General features: G+C 62.6%; 15 protein-coding genes. 7 read left to right on the forward strand and 8 right to left on the reverse strand.

Going from position 1 to position 16,098, the window contains the following annotated elements; translation table 11 throughout:
• The first annotated feature begins 296 nt into the window (after positions 1 to 296).
• The 7 genes from NUV99_10635 (at position 297) to NUV99_10665 (ending at position 7,119) form a co-directional block, all read left to right on the forward strand.
• Positions 297 to 2,075 (forward strand): FAD-binding protein, encoded by a 1,779-nt coding sequence (locus NUV99_10635; GenBank protein ID MCR4420554.1) that lies wholly within the window; start codon positions 297 to 299, stop codon positions 2,073 to 2,075.
• An 18-nt stretch (positions 2,076 to 2,093) separates the two neighbouring features.
• Complete coding sequence (locus tag NUV99_10640) at positions 2,094 to 2,375, forward strand: ferredoxin family protein (GenBank protein MCR4420555.1); 282 nt, start codon at positions 2,094 to 2,096, stop codon at positions 2,373 to 2,375.
• 196 nt (positions 2,376 to 2,571) lie between these two features.
• Positions 2,572 to 3,651, forward strand: a complete 1,080-nt coding sequence (gene dctP, locus NUV99_10645; GenBank protein MCR4420556.1) for a TRAP transporter substrate-binding protein DctP — start codon at positions 2,572 to 2,574, stop codon at positions 3,649 to 3,651.
• Positions 3,652 to 3,754: 103 nt separating this feature from the next.
• Positions 3,755 to 4,237 carry a TRAP transporter small permease gene (locus tag NUV99_10650; protein MCR4420557.1) on the forward strand — a complete coding sequence of 161 codons (483 nt, stop codon included), beginning with the start codon at positions 3,755 to 3,757 and terminating at the stop codon, positions 4,235 to 4,237.
• Positions 4,238 to 4,244: 7 nt separating this feature from the next.
• Positions 4,245 to 5,549 (forward strand): TRAP transporter large permease, encoded by a 1,305-nt coding sequence (locus NUV99_10655; GenBank protein ID MCR4420558.1) that lies wholly within the window; start codon positions 4,245 to 4,247, stop codon positions 5,547 to 5,549.
• Positions 5,550 to 5,839: 290 nt separating this feature from the next.
• Complete coding sequence (locus NUV99_10660) at positions 5,840 to 6,583, forward strand: DUF169 domain-containing protein (GenBank protein MCR4420559.1); 744 nt, start codon at positions 5,840 to 5,842, stop codon at positions 6,581 to 6,583.
• 83 nt (positions 6,584 to 6,666) lie between these two features.
• Positions 6,667 to 7,119: a hypothetical protein gene (locus NUV99_10665; protein MCR4420560.1), complete on the forward strand. Its 453-nt coding sequence runs from the start codon at positions 6,667 to 6,669 to the stop codon at positions 7,117 to 7,119.
• A 220-nt stretch (positions 7,120 to 7,339) separates the two neighbouring features.
• Here NUV99_10665 and NUV99_10670 read toward each other — a convergent pair whose 3' ends face one another.
• The 8 genes from NUV99_10670 to csaB form a co-directional block, all read right to left on the reverse strand.
• Entirely contained in the window at positions 7,340 to 8,749 is a 1,410-nt protein-coding gene (locus tag NUV99_10670) for a phosphoglucomutase/phosphomannomutase family protein (GenBank protein MCR4420561.1), read from the reverse strand.
• On the reverse strand, positions 8,727 to 9,464 hold the full coding sequence (locus tag NUV99_10675) for a DUF421 domain-containing protein (protein ID MCR4420562.1): 738 nt from the start codon (positions 9,462 to 9,464) through the stop codon (positions 8,727 to 8,729). The genes NUV99_10670 and NUV99_10675 overlap by 23 nt, the downstream gene beginning before the upstream one ends.
• A gap of 208 nt (positions 9,465 to 9,672) precedes the next feature.
• Positions 9,673 to 10,197 carry a hypothetical protein gene (locus NUV99_10680; GenBank protein MCR4420563.1) on the reverse strand — a complete coding sequence of 175 codons (525 nt, stop codon included), beginning with the start codon at positions 10,195 to 10,197 and terminating at the stop codon, positions 9,673 to 9,675.
• 23 nt (positions 10,198 to 10,220) lie between these two features.
• Positions 10,221 to 11,555 (reverse strand): B12-binding domain-containing radical SAM protein, encoded by a 1,335-nt coding sequence (locus NUV99_10685; GenBank protein ID MCR4420564.1) that lies wholly within the window; start codon positions 11,553 to 11,555, stop codon positions 10,221 to 10,223.
• 46 nt (positions 11,556 to 11,601) lie between these two features.
• A complete protein-coding gene (locus NUV99_10690; protein ID MCR4420565.1) occupies positions 11,602 to 12,663 on the reverse strand; it encodes an undecaprenyl/decaprenyl-phosphate alpha-N-acetylglucosaminyl 1-phosphate transferase in 1,062 nt (353 codons plus the stop codon).
• Positions 12,664 to 12,701: 38 nt separating this feature from the next.
• Entirely contained in the window at positions 12,702 to 13,121 is a 420-nt protein-coding gene (gene fabZ / locus NUV99_10695; GenBank protein MCR4420566.1) for a 3-hydroxyacyl-ACP dehydratase FabZ, read from the reverse strand.
• Positions 13,122 to 13,201: 80 nt separating this feature from the next.
• Positions 13,202 to 14,770 (reverse strand): murein biosynthesis integral membrane protein MurJ, encoded by a 1,569-nt coding sequence (murJ, locus tag NUV99_10700; GenBank protein MCR4420567.1) that lies wholly within the window; start codon positions 14,768 to 14,770, stop codon positions 13,202 to 13,204.
• 21 nt (positions 14,771 to 14,791) lie between these two features.
• Complete coding sequence (gene csaB / locus NUV99_10705; protein MCR4420568.1) at positions 14,792 to 16,003, reverse strand: polysaccharide pyruvyl transferase CsaB; 1,212 nt, start codon at positions 16,001 to 16,003, stop codon at positions 14,792 to 14,794.
• Positions 16,004 to 16,098 lie beyond the last annotated feature (95 nt).

Here is a 16,098-nt window from a genome sequence, read left to right on the forward strand (position 1 = left end):
GGGAGCGGAGGACCGCAGAGGGAAGAGACCGGGCGCTGCCGGTTGGGTTGGAGTCTACGCCGCAAAGGGAGGAAATGCCGATGAGTGCCGTCCACTGCGAATACTGCGGGCGTCCTATCAAAGGCGAGCCCGAGATAAGGGTCCGTCGGGGCAAAGAACATATATACTGTTCTGATTTTTGTTTTAAACTGCACTTCTACGATGCGCCGACGATTACGCATGAGGATCTGCAGAAAATGTATGCCCTTCGGTGCGTTCCCGTCCGGTTTGATTGAAGCTAAAGGGGGACAGACAGCATGACCAGACGTCTGGAGGAACTGGTCGAGGCGGTTATCGACACCGATTTTCTCATCATCGGCGGCGGGCTGGCGGGCAGCATGGCGGCGCTGCGGGCGAAGAAGCGGGATCCCAACCTGGACGTCACCGTCATCGACAAGGCCAAGATGGAGTACAGCGGCGACGGGGTTGGGCTGGATAATTTCAATCAGGTGCCCCTGCACAAGGAGGATCTGCAGAGGGACGTTGGTGAAGGCGAGGCCAAGAAGGCCGTTTTCGGCGGGGAGCGGATGAAGGGGCTGAAGCAGCTGAGGCTGGACGCCATCCAGATGAAGCACGCCTATATTTCCCAGCCCATTCTGGAGGAAATCGGGGTAAAGGTGCGGGAAGACGACGGGACCCTGCACGTACTTCAGGGGTACAGGCGGGGAACGGTGTGGGGTCGGGTAGAGTACGATGAGCAGGGACGGCCCACCGAGCCCCTGTTCGGAAGCTTCTCCCGAGCCTCAGATCTGAAGATCAAGCTGGGCGCCGCCGTGCGCAAGACCGGCACCCGGGTGCTGGACCGGACCATGCTGACCGGCATAATCACCCGCGACGGCGCGGCCATAGGCGCCACCGCCATTAACACCCGGACCGGGAAGTTTCTGGTCTTCCGGGCCAAGGCCATCCTTCTGGCCACCGGAGCCGCCAGCCGGCTGTACCCCTATCCCTGGGCACCGTTCCCCAATGATCTCTTCTACACCCTCACCTCCCCGGTCAACCACGGGGGAGGGCACGTCGCGGCCCTGAGCGCCGGGGCCAAGCTGTACTGCATGGAGATGTCGGTGGTCTACAACGTCTCCAAGGGCATAAACCACAGCAGCGGTGGCGGGGCCTGCAACTGGTACTTCAAGATGTACAACTCCAAAGGTGAGATTCTGGAAGACAAATACGCGGACCGGGTAGTCACCAAGGCCGGAGGCATGATCCCGGGAGTCAACTTCATGTTTGCCCCGGACATGCGCAACGCCGAAGTAGAGAAAGACGTAATAAGATCGGCCAAGGACCGGGCCACGGAAGACGAAATAGCGGCGGTGTACTTCACCGCGGCCACCGAGCCTCCCAAGGCGCTGAAATTCCACAAGCTGGCCGGAGGTCTTACCAACGAAGCCCCGGCGGAATGCGTACCGGTGCTGGTAGGAGTGGGAATGGCTACCGGCGGGGTGCTGCGGGAGAACGACTACTCCGAGACGGGGGTGAAAAACCTGTTCGCCGCGGGTAACGTCGTGGGCAGCGGCGGCTCCTTCGGCTTTACCTGGGCCTGCCTTATCGCCGACCACGTCCTGGACCTCGTGAAGGGCCAGGCGCTGGCGCCGATTGGGGTAGAGCAGCTGGAGCAGATCGACCGGACGCGGCAGCGGGTCTTTGCCGCCCTGGGCCGCAGGGTAGAGTATCCGGTGAACCCCTTGGAGCTGGAGCACTACGTACGCTGGGTGAACTACAACTACGTAGGACTGCACAAGATCAAGGCGCGGATGGAGCGGGCGCTAGAACTCATCCGCCTGGCGCGGGAAGAGGGGGTGCCCCTTCTGGTGGCCACCAATCCGCACGAACTGATGCGCGCCCTGGAGGTTCAGGACATAATCGACATCTCCGAGCTGCACGTGCAGTCCTCCCTCCTGCGGACCGAAAGCCGGCTGGTACCCATTCATTTCCGGGAGGACTATCCGGCGCTTGACCCGCAGTGGGACAACAAGATCGTTACGGTCAAAAAAGTGGCCGGCGAGCTCAAGTACGCCGTAGAAGACCTCAACTAGCGAAAGGTGGTGGTCGAGGTGTATGCCAACAAGGTGGGTTACGGTCCGAGAATAGACTACCGGCACTGCAAGGGGTGCGGTACCTGCTACGACAACTGTCCCATGGACGTATTTGCCTGGGACGAGGAGAAACAGATGCCGGTGGTGGCCTATCCGGCGGAATGCACCATTTGCTGCTTCTGCGAAACCACCTGTCCCGAGGTGGCCATAGACGTTGCCATTCCCGTGCACCACCTGCTGGACTTCGGCATTCGGCTGACGCAGATGAACCGGAAGAGCAGGTTCCTCGGGGCAAGCTAGACAGGAGTTTTAAAGCCCGGGGGCGGCCGCCCGCTTTCGGGCCGGTTGCCCCCTACAGGGTATCGGCTATTCTGAGTACAGGCAACGGTTGGAACCGGCTGGGGGGGATGCATGGGAAAAGTTGCCTAAATTGCGGTCACAAAGCACGGGATGTCTGAGGCTGCTGCAACTGCCTGCAGGGAGGAGGAAGATAACCGTGAACAGGAGGCCCGCACTGAGATTAATAGTTATGATTTGTCTGGCGAGCATGCTCCTGGGCGCAGTAGGGTGCCAGTCGTCCTCCCAGCCCGCGCCGGGCGGGACCGAAGGCACTCCTGCCGTCGAGAAGCCGATAGAGCTGAGATTCACCACCGTCGTAACCACCTTACACCCCAACTACCGGGCCTGGTCGCAAGTCGCGGACGAGGTCAATAAGAGAACCAACGGCAAGGTCAAGATAACGCTTTATCCTTCGGGCACCCTGAATGCCCCCAACGAGACCTTCAACGCGGTCAAGTCGGGACTGGCCGATATCGGCGGAGCTCCCGTGGGATACTCCGCCACCATCATGCCGCTCAACAAGCTCGTGGGCGACGCCATGCTAGGCGTTCCCTCTGCCAGTGAAGCCGCGAAGATATGGTCGGAAGCATTTGCCAGTCTGCCCGAACTGCAGCAGGAGTTCGAGGGCGTACACCTGCTGTGGATGGCGGCAACCACGCCTTTGTGCCTGGGGACGAGGGACAAGAAGATAGGCAAGTTGGAGGACCTCAGGGGTCTGACGCTGAGGTTCCCGCCCGGACTGGAGCCGCTGGCCAAGAAGTGGGGGGCCAATCCGGTCAACATGCCCATAGCCGACATCTATGAGGCCCTGCAGAAGGGGACGGTGCAGGGGTTCTACGGCGGCGCAGAAATGCTCCAGTCCATGAGGCTGGCGGAATTGACCAAGTATGCCGTCGGAAACCTGAACATGGTTTACGGACTGTCGTGGATAGGAATGAACAACAAGACCTGGGAGTCTTTGCCGCCAGATGTGCAGCAAGTCTTTAACGACATTCGCGATTGGGCCCAGGAAGTCACGGTAGCCGCGTTTGATCAGTCGGAAAGAGAGGCCAGGGAGTTCGCTGCCGCACAAGGCTGCGAGATGGTTGAGCTTGACTCCGCGGAGGTTCAGAGAATTCACGAGGTTTCCCGGCCGGTATTCCGGCAGATAGCCGAGACCTTGGAGGGGCAAGGCAAGCCGGCGAAGAAGGTCTTGGAGGCGTTGGATCAGTTGCTGGCTAAGCACGGCTACAAGTAGGTAGGCCGGCGCTCTTGGGGCCCGGAGTCGGCTTCTCCGGGCCCCGGCCGGGAAAGGACGAGGTGGCGCCGGCGGAGGGTCCACCGGGAGGGAGGCTTGCGCGGTGAAGGACAGGGACGCCCTGGGTAGTTTGGGAAGTGGGGTTCAGAAAACCTGTACGGCGGCGAACGGCCTATCCGCACTTATCATGATTGTGCTGACCGGCCTGCTAATTGTCAACATATTCGGCCGCCTTCTGGGCCGCCCGATCATAGGTACCTACGAGCTCGTTCAGTATGGGTTCGCCCTGGTGGTGTGCTTGGCCATAGCCTACACCGCTCTGGAGGAAGGACATATCGCCGTGGAACTGGTCTTCGACCGGTTTCCGCCGCGGGTGAGAAGCCTCATAGCCGTAATCAACACGTTGCTGGTCAGCGTGCTGTCCCTGACGATTGCCTACAGGCTGCTGGCGGACGCTCTGGAGGCCCTGGGGCGCAGGGAAATGACCAGCACCCTGGGCCTGCCCATGTACGCCTTTCAGTTTGCCCTGGCGTTTGGCTTCGCTCTACTGGCAGTAGTGACCGCGACTAAACTGGCAAAGAGGTGAAGCAGGCATGTCACCTGTGGGCGTCGGCATTACTGGCTTCCTGATACTTCTGGCCCTAATACTGCTGTTCAGATTTCCAATTGGCTTTGCCCTAATACTGGTCGGGTTCGCGGGGATTGCCGTTCTGACCTCCCTGGAAACGGCATTGGGCATGCTGGGCCACCAGGTTCTGGCCAACGCCGCCAGCTATGACATGGCTATGGTGGCCATGTTCGTGTTCATGGGGGAACTGGCCGGCACCATGGGAATGAGCGAGAGGGCCTTTGCCTCGGCCTACCGGCTGCTCGGAAGAGTTCGGGGTGGCCTGGCCATAGCCAGCATTGCCGCGTGCGGCGCATTTGCCGCCGTTTGCGGATCCAGTCCGGCCACTGCGGCGACTATAGGGGGTATTGCCATTCCCGAGATGAAGAAGTACGGGTATAAGGACGACTTCATCTGCGGAACGGTCGCCGCCGGAGGCCTTCTGGGCATCCTGATCCCCCCCAGTATGGGGTTCATACTGTTCGGGTTGCTGACCGAGCAATCCATTGCCAAGCTCTACGTGGCGGGCATCCTGCCGGGGCTGCTGCTCATGGGATTCTTCGTGCTGGTATGCTTTCTTGTGGCCAGAAGTGGGGGTGGAGCAGAACGGTCAGCGACCCCTGTCTTGACCGGCGCCCGGGAGAAACTGGCTTCCGTTACGGGGCTTACCGACATTCTGGTGGTGTTTCTGCTGGTAATCGGTGGGCTTACGCTGGGGTTCTTCAGCCCCACCGAGGCAGGTGCTGCCGGCGTTCTGGGCATCGTGGTCGTCGCCATGGTCAGGCGCGTCTTTACCTGGAAACGGCTGTGGGTGGCGATGCTGCGTGCCACGGCAACCACGGGCATGATAGTTATAATCTTTATCGGAGCGATGTTGTTCACTAATTTCCTGGCAGCAAGCATGCTTCCTTTTAGCCTGAGCGAATTCTTTGCCAACCTCTCGGTTTCGCCCCTGCTGGTGATGGCAGGAATACTGCTGCTGTGGATAGTGCTGGGTTGCGCCATGGATTCCATTGCCATGATCATGCTCACCGTCCCGGTACTATACCCTATTGTGGCGGCTTTAGGTCTGGATCCGATATGGTTCGCGGTTTTGGGAGTGATGTCCATCGAGGCCGGCCTGATTACCCCTCCGGACGGCATGAACCTCTATATCGTAGCCCGCATTGCCAAGGTCCCCCTGCACGTGGTGTTTCGGGGAGTAATCCCGTTCATCCTGGCCGTAGTAGTGGCCATGGTCCTGGTGCTGTTATTCCCGCAGATAGCGCTGGTCCTTCCGAAGCTGCTGTAGCGTGTAGATGGTCGTCCCCGTAAAAGTATGACCCGGCGCGACCGGCGGCCTTAATGTGCAATGGCATCCGAGGGTGGGCGGTTCCCCCTGTGGGGATAGGCATATTCCTGGCCTAAATGCCTGCGGTGGCCAGGTTGAGCTTGAGGGCGGCCTGAAGTTCGGATAGAATCGGTTCGTGCGGGCGGTGGGGAGGTGGAGACCGGCTGAAAGGCGGCGACTGCGGCGCCGGAGGCAATTATACTTGGGGTTTAGCGGCACATCAGAGGAGCCGCTGCCGGAGGTGTGGGTCAATGCGTCACGATTACTCAATACTGAACAAGTTTGGTTTTAAGATTAAGCCGGTGGGCGTCAAGTTCCTGCTCAACAGGTTGGAAGGAATAGAGGTGATCGACAGGAACCTTCCCCTCTGCGAAACCTTAAAGGAGGCTCAGGAAAGGCGCGCCTTCTGCATCGACGAGCAACACATGACCTGTATGGGTCCGGTGCTGCTGGGCATGAGGGATCCGGACCCGATTTTCGCCAGCGGCCATGTCGGAGCAAAGGAGGGCATTTATGAGGAGCCCCGGGCCAATCGGCGTATCTATCAGGCCATTCCCAGGCTGGGGAAGGGTACGGTAAGGTACGTGGCCCTTGCGTGTCTGGATGACCTGCCCTTCGAGCCGGACGTGCTGGTTATTGCCGCCGAACTGGATCAGGCCGAGGTTATACTGAGGGCGGCAAGCTACTCTACCGGCCGGCCCTTGACCTCCAGAATCACGCCGGTGCTCAGCTGTGCCTGGATTCTGGTGTATCCGTACGTAACCGGCGAGTTGAACTACACCGTCACCGGCATAGGCTACGGCATGAAGGCCAAGAAGCTGTTTCCCGAGGGGCGGTTCCTGATATCGCTGCCGTTTGATCTCATACCCATGGTGCTGGAGAACCTGCGGAACATGGAGTGGGTGCCTCGGCTCTACACACTTGACGAGGCGGCAAGAAAGCAGTTTGCGGAAGAACTACTGACGGAGCTCCGAGAGGAGTACCTGAGAGGCTAGGCCAGTTATGTTGAGAGGGGAGCCTAAGGAGGCAGCGAACGCTGCTCTCAACTTTTTCAGTCAAAGGAAAGGGGGTGCCGAACGTGGATCAGGCCGAACTGGAACGGTACATTTTCCGGGCGGAGCGGCTTAAGGCGGAAACCCGGCATCCGGAGATCATGGCGCCGATACTGCGCTTCCGGAACCAGGGTGAGGTCGGGAGCCACAGCTTCATGCTGAGCTGGGAGGCCATAACCGAGCCCTTCGTCATGGAACCCCAGCCCATGGTGCACGACTTCGACCAGGTTCTGATGTTTATCGGCGGCGACCCTACCAACCTGCCGGAGCTGGGAGGGGAGGTTCGCATCAGCCTGGGCAAGGAGCAGGACGCCATGAGCGAGTTCGTCCTGACTACCGCCACCGTGGTCTACATTCCGGCCGGGCTCTGGCACTGCCCCTTGGTGTTCGCTCGAGTGGACGACCCCAAGCGGCCGATTCTCTTCCAGGATTTGGTTCTAACCAAGGAGTATAAACGCTCCTACGGCAACCAGGCATAGTTGAGCGAGGGCGGCAAACGGGTGGTTCGCGGACGCTATCTGGTTGATTCCGGCGGTAGGAAACCGTTTCAGTGTCGCTCCCGCTACGGGTAAGTCTGGTCCCACGGTAAGGAGGGACACATAAGAAGGGTCAAGGAGATTGTCGCCGAGATAGAAGAGGAGCTTAAGTAAGGAAGAACCGAGCCGATGTGGTGAGAAGGTGCAGACTGAAGGGCTGGGATTACTCCCAGCCCTTCAGTCCCAAATCCCTGGCGACTGCCCGGGCAAGCGGTTCCAGACGTGCGGTGTCCGGGCTTTCCACGTAAATGCGGACCACCGGTTCGGTGCCCGACGGTCGTATCAGCACCCAGTTTTCGTCCTCGAGGAGCAGCTTTACGCCGTCTTTGTCCTGGCGCGCGAGCACGGTCAGGCCGGCGACTTCCTCCGGACGGTACCCGGCCAGGAATCGGGAAAGCCGCTCCGTCTCCTCCACGGCCAGAGGCAGGTCCCAACGGCGGTTCTCCTTAAGCCTTATGTGCTGGGCCAGCATGCGCTGGCAAGAGACCAGGGATCCGTAGGTGGCCACCATTTCCGCCAGGAGGCAGGCGGCCAGTATGCCGTCTTTCTCGGGAACGTGCCCGGCCAGGCTGAGGCCCCCGCTCTCCTCTCCGCCGAAGAGGGCCCCGGCCGCGAGCCTTTCTCCCACATACTTGAAGCCCACCGGGGTCTCCGTGAGGGTAAGACCGAAGCGTCCGGCCAGGGCGTCCAGCATATGGGTGGTGGCCAAGGTGCGGACCACTTCGCCCTGGTGCCAGTCTCGGCTTTGAATGAGGTGATAAAGCAGCAGGGCCAACACCTTATTGGCCGACCAGAAGGCGCCGGCAGCATCTATTACTCCAAAGCGGTCGGCATCCCCGTCCAGGGCCAGGCCGAGGTCTGCTCCTTCGCGGGTGACGGCCTCCGCCAGGGCCGACAGGTTGGCCGCCACCGGGTCCGGAGCCCGGCCCCCGAATAGCGGGTCCCGCTCGCCGTGCAGGACCTGCACCTGAAACCCCATTTCCGCCAGGAAGTCGTCGGCATAGCCGGAGGCGGTACCGTACATGGCGTCCACGATTATCTTGAGCCGCCGGGCGGGGGTCTGCCGTACCAGGTTCCCCAGGTGGGCAAAGTATTCCTCCCGCAGGTCTACCTCGCTCCAGAGGTTTCTCTTTTCGGCTTCGGTCCGAGAGAGGAGGCGGGGCTGGGGATCCTGCTCCAGGCGGGCCTCCACGGCTTGGGTAACATCGGTCGAGGCCGGACCGGCATAAGCGGGAATGAACTTTAGACCGCAGTAACGGGCCGGGTTGTGGCTGGCGGTGATCATAATGGCTCCCGCGGCCTGATAATACCTGACGCCGAAGGCAATCACCGGAGTAGGGGTGGGCCGGTCAACCAGTAGTACCGAAAAATCGTTACCGGCCAGGACTTCGGCCGCCCGCGCGGCGAAGTCCTCTGCCTGGAAGCGGCAGTCGTAGCCTACGACCACCGGACGGTTCTGGCCCTGGTCCCGCAGGTGGGAAGCAATGGCCTGGGCGACCTTGGCCACACCGGCAAAGGTAAAATCGTCGGCGATGATGCCCCTCCAGCCGTCAGTTCCGAACTTGATGTTCACGGCTCTCCCCCCAGGTAGAATAGTTTTTCGGCGGCGCTACCGGCGTCTCCGGCAGGTCGGTTATGTCCACCGTCTGCTGCAGGCGGTCGGACCTCAGATCCACGTAAAGCGAGCCATCGGTATTGAGCGCGGCATAGGCCACTTGCTGGAGGTCGGTAATGCCGCGCTTGGCCAGCTCGTTTCGCAGCCATTCCAGACTGAGACCGTTTTGTTGCAGGTTCTGGAATATCACCTGCCCGTCCATAACCAGCTCGCTGGCCAGGCCCTCGTAAGGGGTGGGTACCCCCAGGTCGGCGGGAGTGACCGGCCTTTTCTGGGACTTGGGGAGTACGCTCAGGCTTCCGTTGGGCTCCAGAATGGCGTATTCCACATCGGAGAGGTTAAAGATGTCCTTCTCGCGGAGCTGCATGATCAGTTCGTCCAGGTTGTAGCGCATCTTGCGCATGTTTCCTTCCAGGACCTTGCCGTTATGCACCACGATGGTCGGCTCCCCGGCGATCAGCCGCCGCGCCGGCCGGCTCTTGATGGCCACCAGACCCATGCAGTAAGTTAGGGTGGCGAAAAGCGTAAGACCCAGGAAATGAACCCATATACGGCCCGAACTCACATCCGTAGCCAGAACGGCGGCAATGCTGCCAAAGGTAATCCCGTTTACATATTCGTAGAAGGTCAGCTGCCCCACCTGCTGTTTACCCAGCAGCCGGGCATAGACCATGATCGCGGTGAAGGCCAGGACGGTCTGAACCACTACCCTAGCCAGGTCCACGCTGGCGTCCCCTCAGACGCGCTCCTTATGGCGCAGATAGTAAAGAAGCAAGAGACCGCCGATGAGAAAGCCCACCGTGGCCAGCCCGTCCCAGAGCAATTCCCTCATGTCGCCCACCTCATTATGCTTAGTATCCCCCCTTTCCCCAGTCCTAGTCTCATCCCCGTCGGGCCTGACTGGCAGCTATCCTTTCTTCGTTCCACCCGGCCGGCAGCCGTGCCGTTTGGCCGTCCGTCCATACCAGGTTCTTCGCTGCCAGGCCTCGGCACCATGCCCGGCGCAGCAGCGGTACCGGGGCCAGAGTACGCAGCCCAAAGCCGTTTTCCAGCCACACTTCGCTGCGGAAAGGCGATTGCTCCAAGCGGCGGTAGAAGACCACCCGCTCCAGCACCACATAACCCCAACGGGGTCCCCGGCGCATGGGCAGGGGTACCAGGGTCAGGCCCGGCGCCAGTGGTAGCGGTAGAACACCCGGTTGGGGCCGGTTACCCACCAGACGGCGCAACCGCCACCGGAGGCCGCCCCAGTCTACACTCAGCCGTCGGGCCAGTGCCAAAACCACCTCCCGTGGTGGGCGACTGGAAAGCCCCACTTCTCCGTTAGACCACCACAGGACGGAGCCGCAATCGGCAGGTATTACGGCCTGCAGCCCCGTCCACCGGGTCTCGGTTGGCGTTTCCATCCTCCTCCGTTTCACCTCGAGAGCTAGACTTTCTGGGCGGACACAAAATCCTTAAGGCCGGAAAGGATCTGGCCGAGGCGCGACCACCGGCCGTAAAAGCGTATGTAGGCCCGGATGGTCTCCAGGGCAATATCCCGCTGGGTCAGCTTCTCGGTCCGCATTACCGCGTGACCGCCGTCGTAGCGCGACCAGTCGTAGGTGGCGATGCGGTTCTCCGCCTGGGCACGGCGAAAGAGCTCGGTCCCGGGAAACGGGGTCAGAATGGAAAACTCGGCGATGTCCGGATTGAGCCAGCGGGCGTACTCCACGGTCTGCCGGATGGTCTCCCGGGTCTCCGAGAGCCCGCCTACTATGAAGCTTCCCCAAACCCGGATGCCGTAGCTCTTTAACAGCTTTACCGCCCGCGCGGCAACATCGGTGGTGAAGCCCTTCTTGTAGGCCTGCAGCATGGCTTCACTGGCACTCTCCAGGCCCAGGAAGACCATCTTGGCTCCCGCCCTGGCCATTTCCTCCACCATACGCTCGTTACGAACTATGGTGTCCACCCGAGAAAAACACCACCAGAAGATGTCCAGGCCCCGCCTGGTGATCTCCTGGCATACCTCCAGTACCCGGCGGGGGTTTAGGGTGAAGTTGTCGTCCAGGAAGGCTATGGCCTTAAAGTTGTAGCGGTCGGTGAGATGTTCAATCTCGTCCACTATGTTCTTGGCGCTCCGGGCCCGCCACCGCCGGCCGGCAAAGCTGGAAGAAGAGCAGAAAAAGCAGTTGTGCGGACAGCCCCGGCTGGTAACCATGCTGGTGAGCAGGCGACCGCTGAGGTGGCTGTGGCGGTACTTGTGCATGGGAAGAAGGTCCCGGGCGGGCAGGGGTAGGGCGTCGAGATCCCTTACCGGCTGGGCGTCCGGGGTGCGGCAGACCTGGCCGTCCACCAGGAAAGATATGCCCGGCACGTCGGCCGGGTTGCCCCCGGCGCCGAGACAGTCTACCAATTCCGGGAAGACGTTTTCTCCTTCCCCCCGCACTATGTAGTCCACGGCTCCGGTTTGCAGGGTATCGGCGTCCATGAAGGTGGCGTGGTATCCGCCCATAACCACGGTTCTGCCCGCCTCCTTGGCCCGGCGGGCGATGTCCAGGGCCTCGGGGTGGCGGCTGGTATCGCCGGAGATACCCACCACGTCCCACCGGGACCAGTCCAGGCCGTCCAACGCCTGCCGGTCCACGTTGAGGTCCAGGACCTGGACCTCGTGCCCGCGCCGGCGCACCATTTCCGCCAGGTAGGCCAGTCCCAGGGGAGGCAGCACCAACCCGAGCCGGTAGTAAATTCCCTTGGAGGGCGGGTTGATCAAGAGCACGCGCACGAGGCTACCTCCTACCGAAAGTATCCTGCCCCGCCGGGCAACCCCTTTAAACCGACGGCCTTCCCGGCTGGAACCCGTGCCGGTTGCGGTGCTCCGCCGGCTGGGTCTCCTTCTTTTGGGAGAAGCCCAGCAGGTTGGCCACCACCACGGCGGCGATCACGATGGCCGCCAGCATGAGCAGGCTTTGGGCGGTGGTGAGCATGGCCAGGAGAACCGCGCAAAGGCTGAGCGAGGTATGCATCCCGTATATAAGTAGCACTGCCTGGCGCTGGTTTAGACCCATCCGCAGCAGGAGATGGTGCAGGTGCTCCTTGTCGGCGGAGAACACCGGCCGGCCCTGGACCAGGCGCCGCACTATGGCCCAAAAGGTGTCCAGAATGGGGAGGCCTAGGGCCAGCACCGGCACCAGGAGGGAGAGCACCGTGGTGCTCTTGGCCGTGCCCAGCACGGCCAGGGCCGCCAGATTGAAGCCCAGAAACATGGCGCCGCTGTCGCCCATAAACAGGAGGGCGGGATGAAAGTTGTAGCGGAGGAAGGCGGCCGCCGTGGCTGCCAGCGCCACTGCGGCGACGCCCACCTGGCCCTGCCCTTCCAGCCAGGCCACGGCCGCCAGGCAGGCGCCGGCGATAGCCGCCACCCCCGCGGCCAGGCCGTCCAGGCCGTCGATCAGGTTGAGGGCGTTGGTGATGGCCACCAACCACAACACCGTGACCGGGAGGCTGAAACCTCCCAGGAAGATGAGGCCGTCCCAGGGATTGGTGAGAAACTCCACCCGTACCCCCAGGAGCGAGGCCAGCACCGCGCCGGCGACCTGCCCGGCCAGCTTGGCTCTGGGGCTGATACCCTTAAAGTCGTCGACCACCCCTACCAGAAAAACCACGGTTCCGCCGGCCACCAGCCCCCAGACGTGGGGAAACCGGCCGAAGGCCAGCAGGGCCAGCGTGAACCCCAGGTAAATGGCCAAGCCTCCCAGACGCGGAGTGGGCCGGTGGTGGACCTTGCGCTCGCCGCCTACGTCCACCGCCCCCCAGCGCTGGGCCCACCGCCGCGTCAGGGGGGTGATCAGATAGCACAAAACAAAAGCGGTAAGAACGGCCGGTAAAAGCACTGTCTGCCTCCCCCAGAGTCTCTCCGGTTGCGCTTCCTCTAGCGAATGACGAAGAGAAACTCCGCCTCCGCCACCAATTCCTGTTCAACCCAGGCCTTACCCTGACCCCTTCCCGCCGTATCCCTCACCCGCAGGAGTTCCACCTCGAGCCGCAGCTGATCGCCGGGATAGACCGGCCGCCGGAACCGTGCCCGGTCTATCCCGCCGAAATAGGGGACCCGGTCCCGGTATTCCGGCAGGGCCAGCAAGGCAACGGCGCCGGTCTGGGCCAGAGCCTCCAGGGTCAGCACCCCCGGCCACACCGGGTCACCGGGGAAATGCCCCGGAAACATCGGCTCGTTAAGGGTAACGTTCTTGATCCCCACCGCCCGCTTGCCCGGCTCCAGAAGAAGGATGCGGTCCACCAGCAGAAAGGGGTAGCGGTGCGGCAATAAGCTCAGTATTTCCCTAGCTTCCAATTATTTTCTTTCCTTCCGTTCGCGGCTCGACGGTCTTTGTATTCGACGGGCGCTCCAGGAATCCTTCCCCAAACTATATTTTACCAGGATCGCTGGCCGGGTCTGAGTCTGGACAGCCAGTCGATTCCCGGCAGGTGCATGGCCCTGGCGACGGCCAGATAGAGCCCGCTTGCGGCCAGGACCAGGAGCGTCACCTCCAGCGCCAGCGCGGCCGGACCCAGACCGCGGGCGGGCCAGAAGTGTAAACCCAAGCTTACCATTGCGGCCGGCAGAATACAAGCTCCCAGGGCGCGGGCCAGGGTTGCCAGCACCGGGCAGGGCCGCAGGGCCGGCAGGCGGCGGGATAGGCCGTAGAAGATAAGGGCGGCGTTGACCGTAGCCGCCAGGGAGTTGGCCAGAGCCAGCCCGCCGTGGCCCAGGCTTTGGGCCAGGAGGGGACTCAGGGCTGCGTTCACCCCTACCGAAGCCAGCGCCGCCAGGGTGGGTACCCGGACCTCGGCCAGGGCGTAGCAGGCGCGGGTGAGAAGCAGACCGGCCCCCAGGCCTGCCAGGCCGAAGGAGAAATAGAAAAGGGCGGTGCCGGTAAGGGCGGTACCGGCGCTTCCGAATACCCCGCGCTGGAAGATCAGGCGTACCAGAGGCTCGTGCAAGAGCGCCGTGGCCACGCTCAGAGGAACCATGATCACCATGAGGGCACACAGGCTCTTCAGCGTTGAGGCTCCCAGGCCCTCCAGGTCCGCGCGCGCCGCCTGGCGGCTGAAGGCGGGGAAAAGGGCGGTGGAAAGCGAAGTGGCGAATACGGCCACCGGCAGGTTGATCACCCGGAAGGCCAGGTCCAGGGCGGTGATGCTTCCCGGGGCCAGTCCCGAGGCGATAAAGCGGTTCATGGCCAGGTAAATCTGGTTTACCGCCACGGCGAAAACCACGTTGGGGACGTGTCCCAGCACTTTGCGCACCTCGGGGTGCCGAAACTCCCAGCGCCAGCGGTAGCCGAAGCCCAGGCGCTTCAAACCCGGCCATTGCGTCCAGAAGAAGGCTGCGAACCCGGCCAGAGTTCCCCAGGCCAGGGCGTGAATGAAATACCTGGAGCCGAACAGTAATACGGCCAGTATCATCACCGCGTTGGCCATCCCGGGCGCGAGAGCGGGCAGGCCGAACTGCCAGCCGGCATTCAGAACGCCGCTCAGCAGCATGCCCACCCCAACGAAGACCAGGGAAGGGAACATGATGCGGGTAAGTTCTGCCGCCAATTGTGCCTGCCGGAGATCGAAGCCCGGGGCAAGCCCCCGCACCAGGGGGTCTGCGGCCAGGATTCCTCCCACGGTGACCAGGGCAAAAAAGAGGGCCATAATGTTGACTACCGAGCTGCTTACCGACCAGGCCTCCTCCCGCCGTTCCTCCGTCAGGTAGCGGCTGACCACCGGCACCATTACCGTCACCAGGGCCACGCCCAGGACCGACTGCAGGAAGTAGGGGAAGGTGTAGGCCACCATGTAGGCATCGGTGGCGGCGGAAGCGCCGAAAGCCCAGGCGATGATCACGTCCCGCAAGAAGCCCAGGCCCCGGCTGACCAGAGTAAGGGCCACAATCAGAGCCGCAGCCCGGGCCAGACCGGGGCCGGCAGTAGCCGGGGGTTTGTCGTCCATCATCAGGGCAAGACCTCCGTCGTATCATGAGACGCGCGAAGCCTGCGGAGGGTTTCCCTCCAGCTGCAGCTTCAGCCATTCGGCGGCCGAGTCCGCCCGTCGGATCAGGGGGACCAGACGTGAAGACAGACCGGCCGACCACTCCTGCCGGCGCTCCCAGGCCTCGGTCGCCACCTCGATCAGGAGCCGGGGATCTAAACCGGCGGCCGCCAATCCCGCGCCCTCCACCTGTCCCAGAAAGGCCGCTACCTTGGGGTCGTAGATTAGGCCTACCAGGGGGCGGCGGAAGAGGGCGGCGAAGATCAGGGCGTGCAGGCGCATGCCTACTACCAGGTCGGCCAGGGAAAACAGCCCCAGGACAACCGGTAGGGGTAACGGCTCCTCCGGAACCGCCGACGGGTCTATCCGGCAGCAGATCTCCCGGTCGAAGGCCCGGTGCAGGGGTAGCACCAGTATCTGCCAGCCTTCCGAGCGGAAGTGCTGCACCGCGGCCGCGACCGCCCGTTCCAGGCCCGGCTGGCGGTCGCGGTAAGGAGAGGGAAGCGGGCGGAGGCTGACCAGCAGCAGGGGGCCCTTTCCCGGATTGATCCCCAGGCGGGCCAGCGCCCGGAGTGCACCTTCCGTATCCGCCGCCGCCGGATCCAGGGTCAGTACCGGGTCGGCGGCCACCAGGGCCGGCCGGCTCACGCCCAGCGAGGCCAGAAGGGAGGCAGATTCCTCGTCCCTCAGGGCCACTCCCTCGGTTCGGGCCAGGGTAATCCCTACCAGAAGCCGGGAGTCCGCGTGTACCAGGGGACCCAAACCCTGACAGTAAACGAAGACCGGCTTCCGGTTAAGCCTGGCCATCCAGATCAGGCCGAGGTAATAGAGCAGGCTGCTGCGGCCGGTAACGTCCTGCAGCAGGCTCCCCCCGCCGTGGATAAGGGCAGTACACCGCCTGATTTCCCGCCAGACTTCCGCCGGGCGCCACCGGTCACAGGCCTCCACCCCGTAGATGCGGCCGGTGGCCTGCGGGTCGGCGGACAGCACTACCGGCTTCCAGTCGGGGAGGTGCCGGCGAAGCTGCTGAAGTAGGGCCAGAAGCACCGCTTCGTCTCCGGCGTTGTCGAACCCGTAGTAGCCGCACAGTAGCAGGCGCCGCTCGGATATGTTCAGCCGACCTCCGTTCTGACCCGTCCGACACTCCCCACCTGGCACCCGACCGGCAGGGCAACTATTCCGCCATCCCGCCAACATTATGGCGCCAACGCTGCGGCCCTGTCAACCTGACCCATGGCTGACGTATCCCCACTTTCGAGTTAACTTGAGTTGACTGGCGGCACCGGGTGCTC

It is taken from the genome of Clostridia bacterium, from assembly GCA_024653205.1.
GTDB lineage: Bacteria > Bacillota > DSM-521 > Neomoorellales > SLTJ01 > JANLFO01.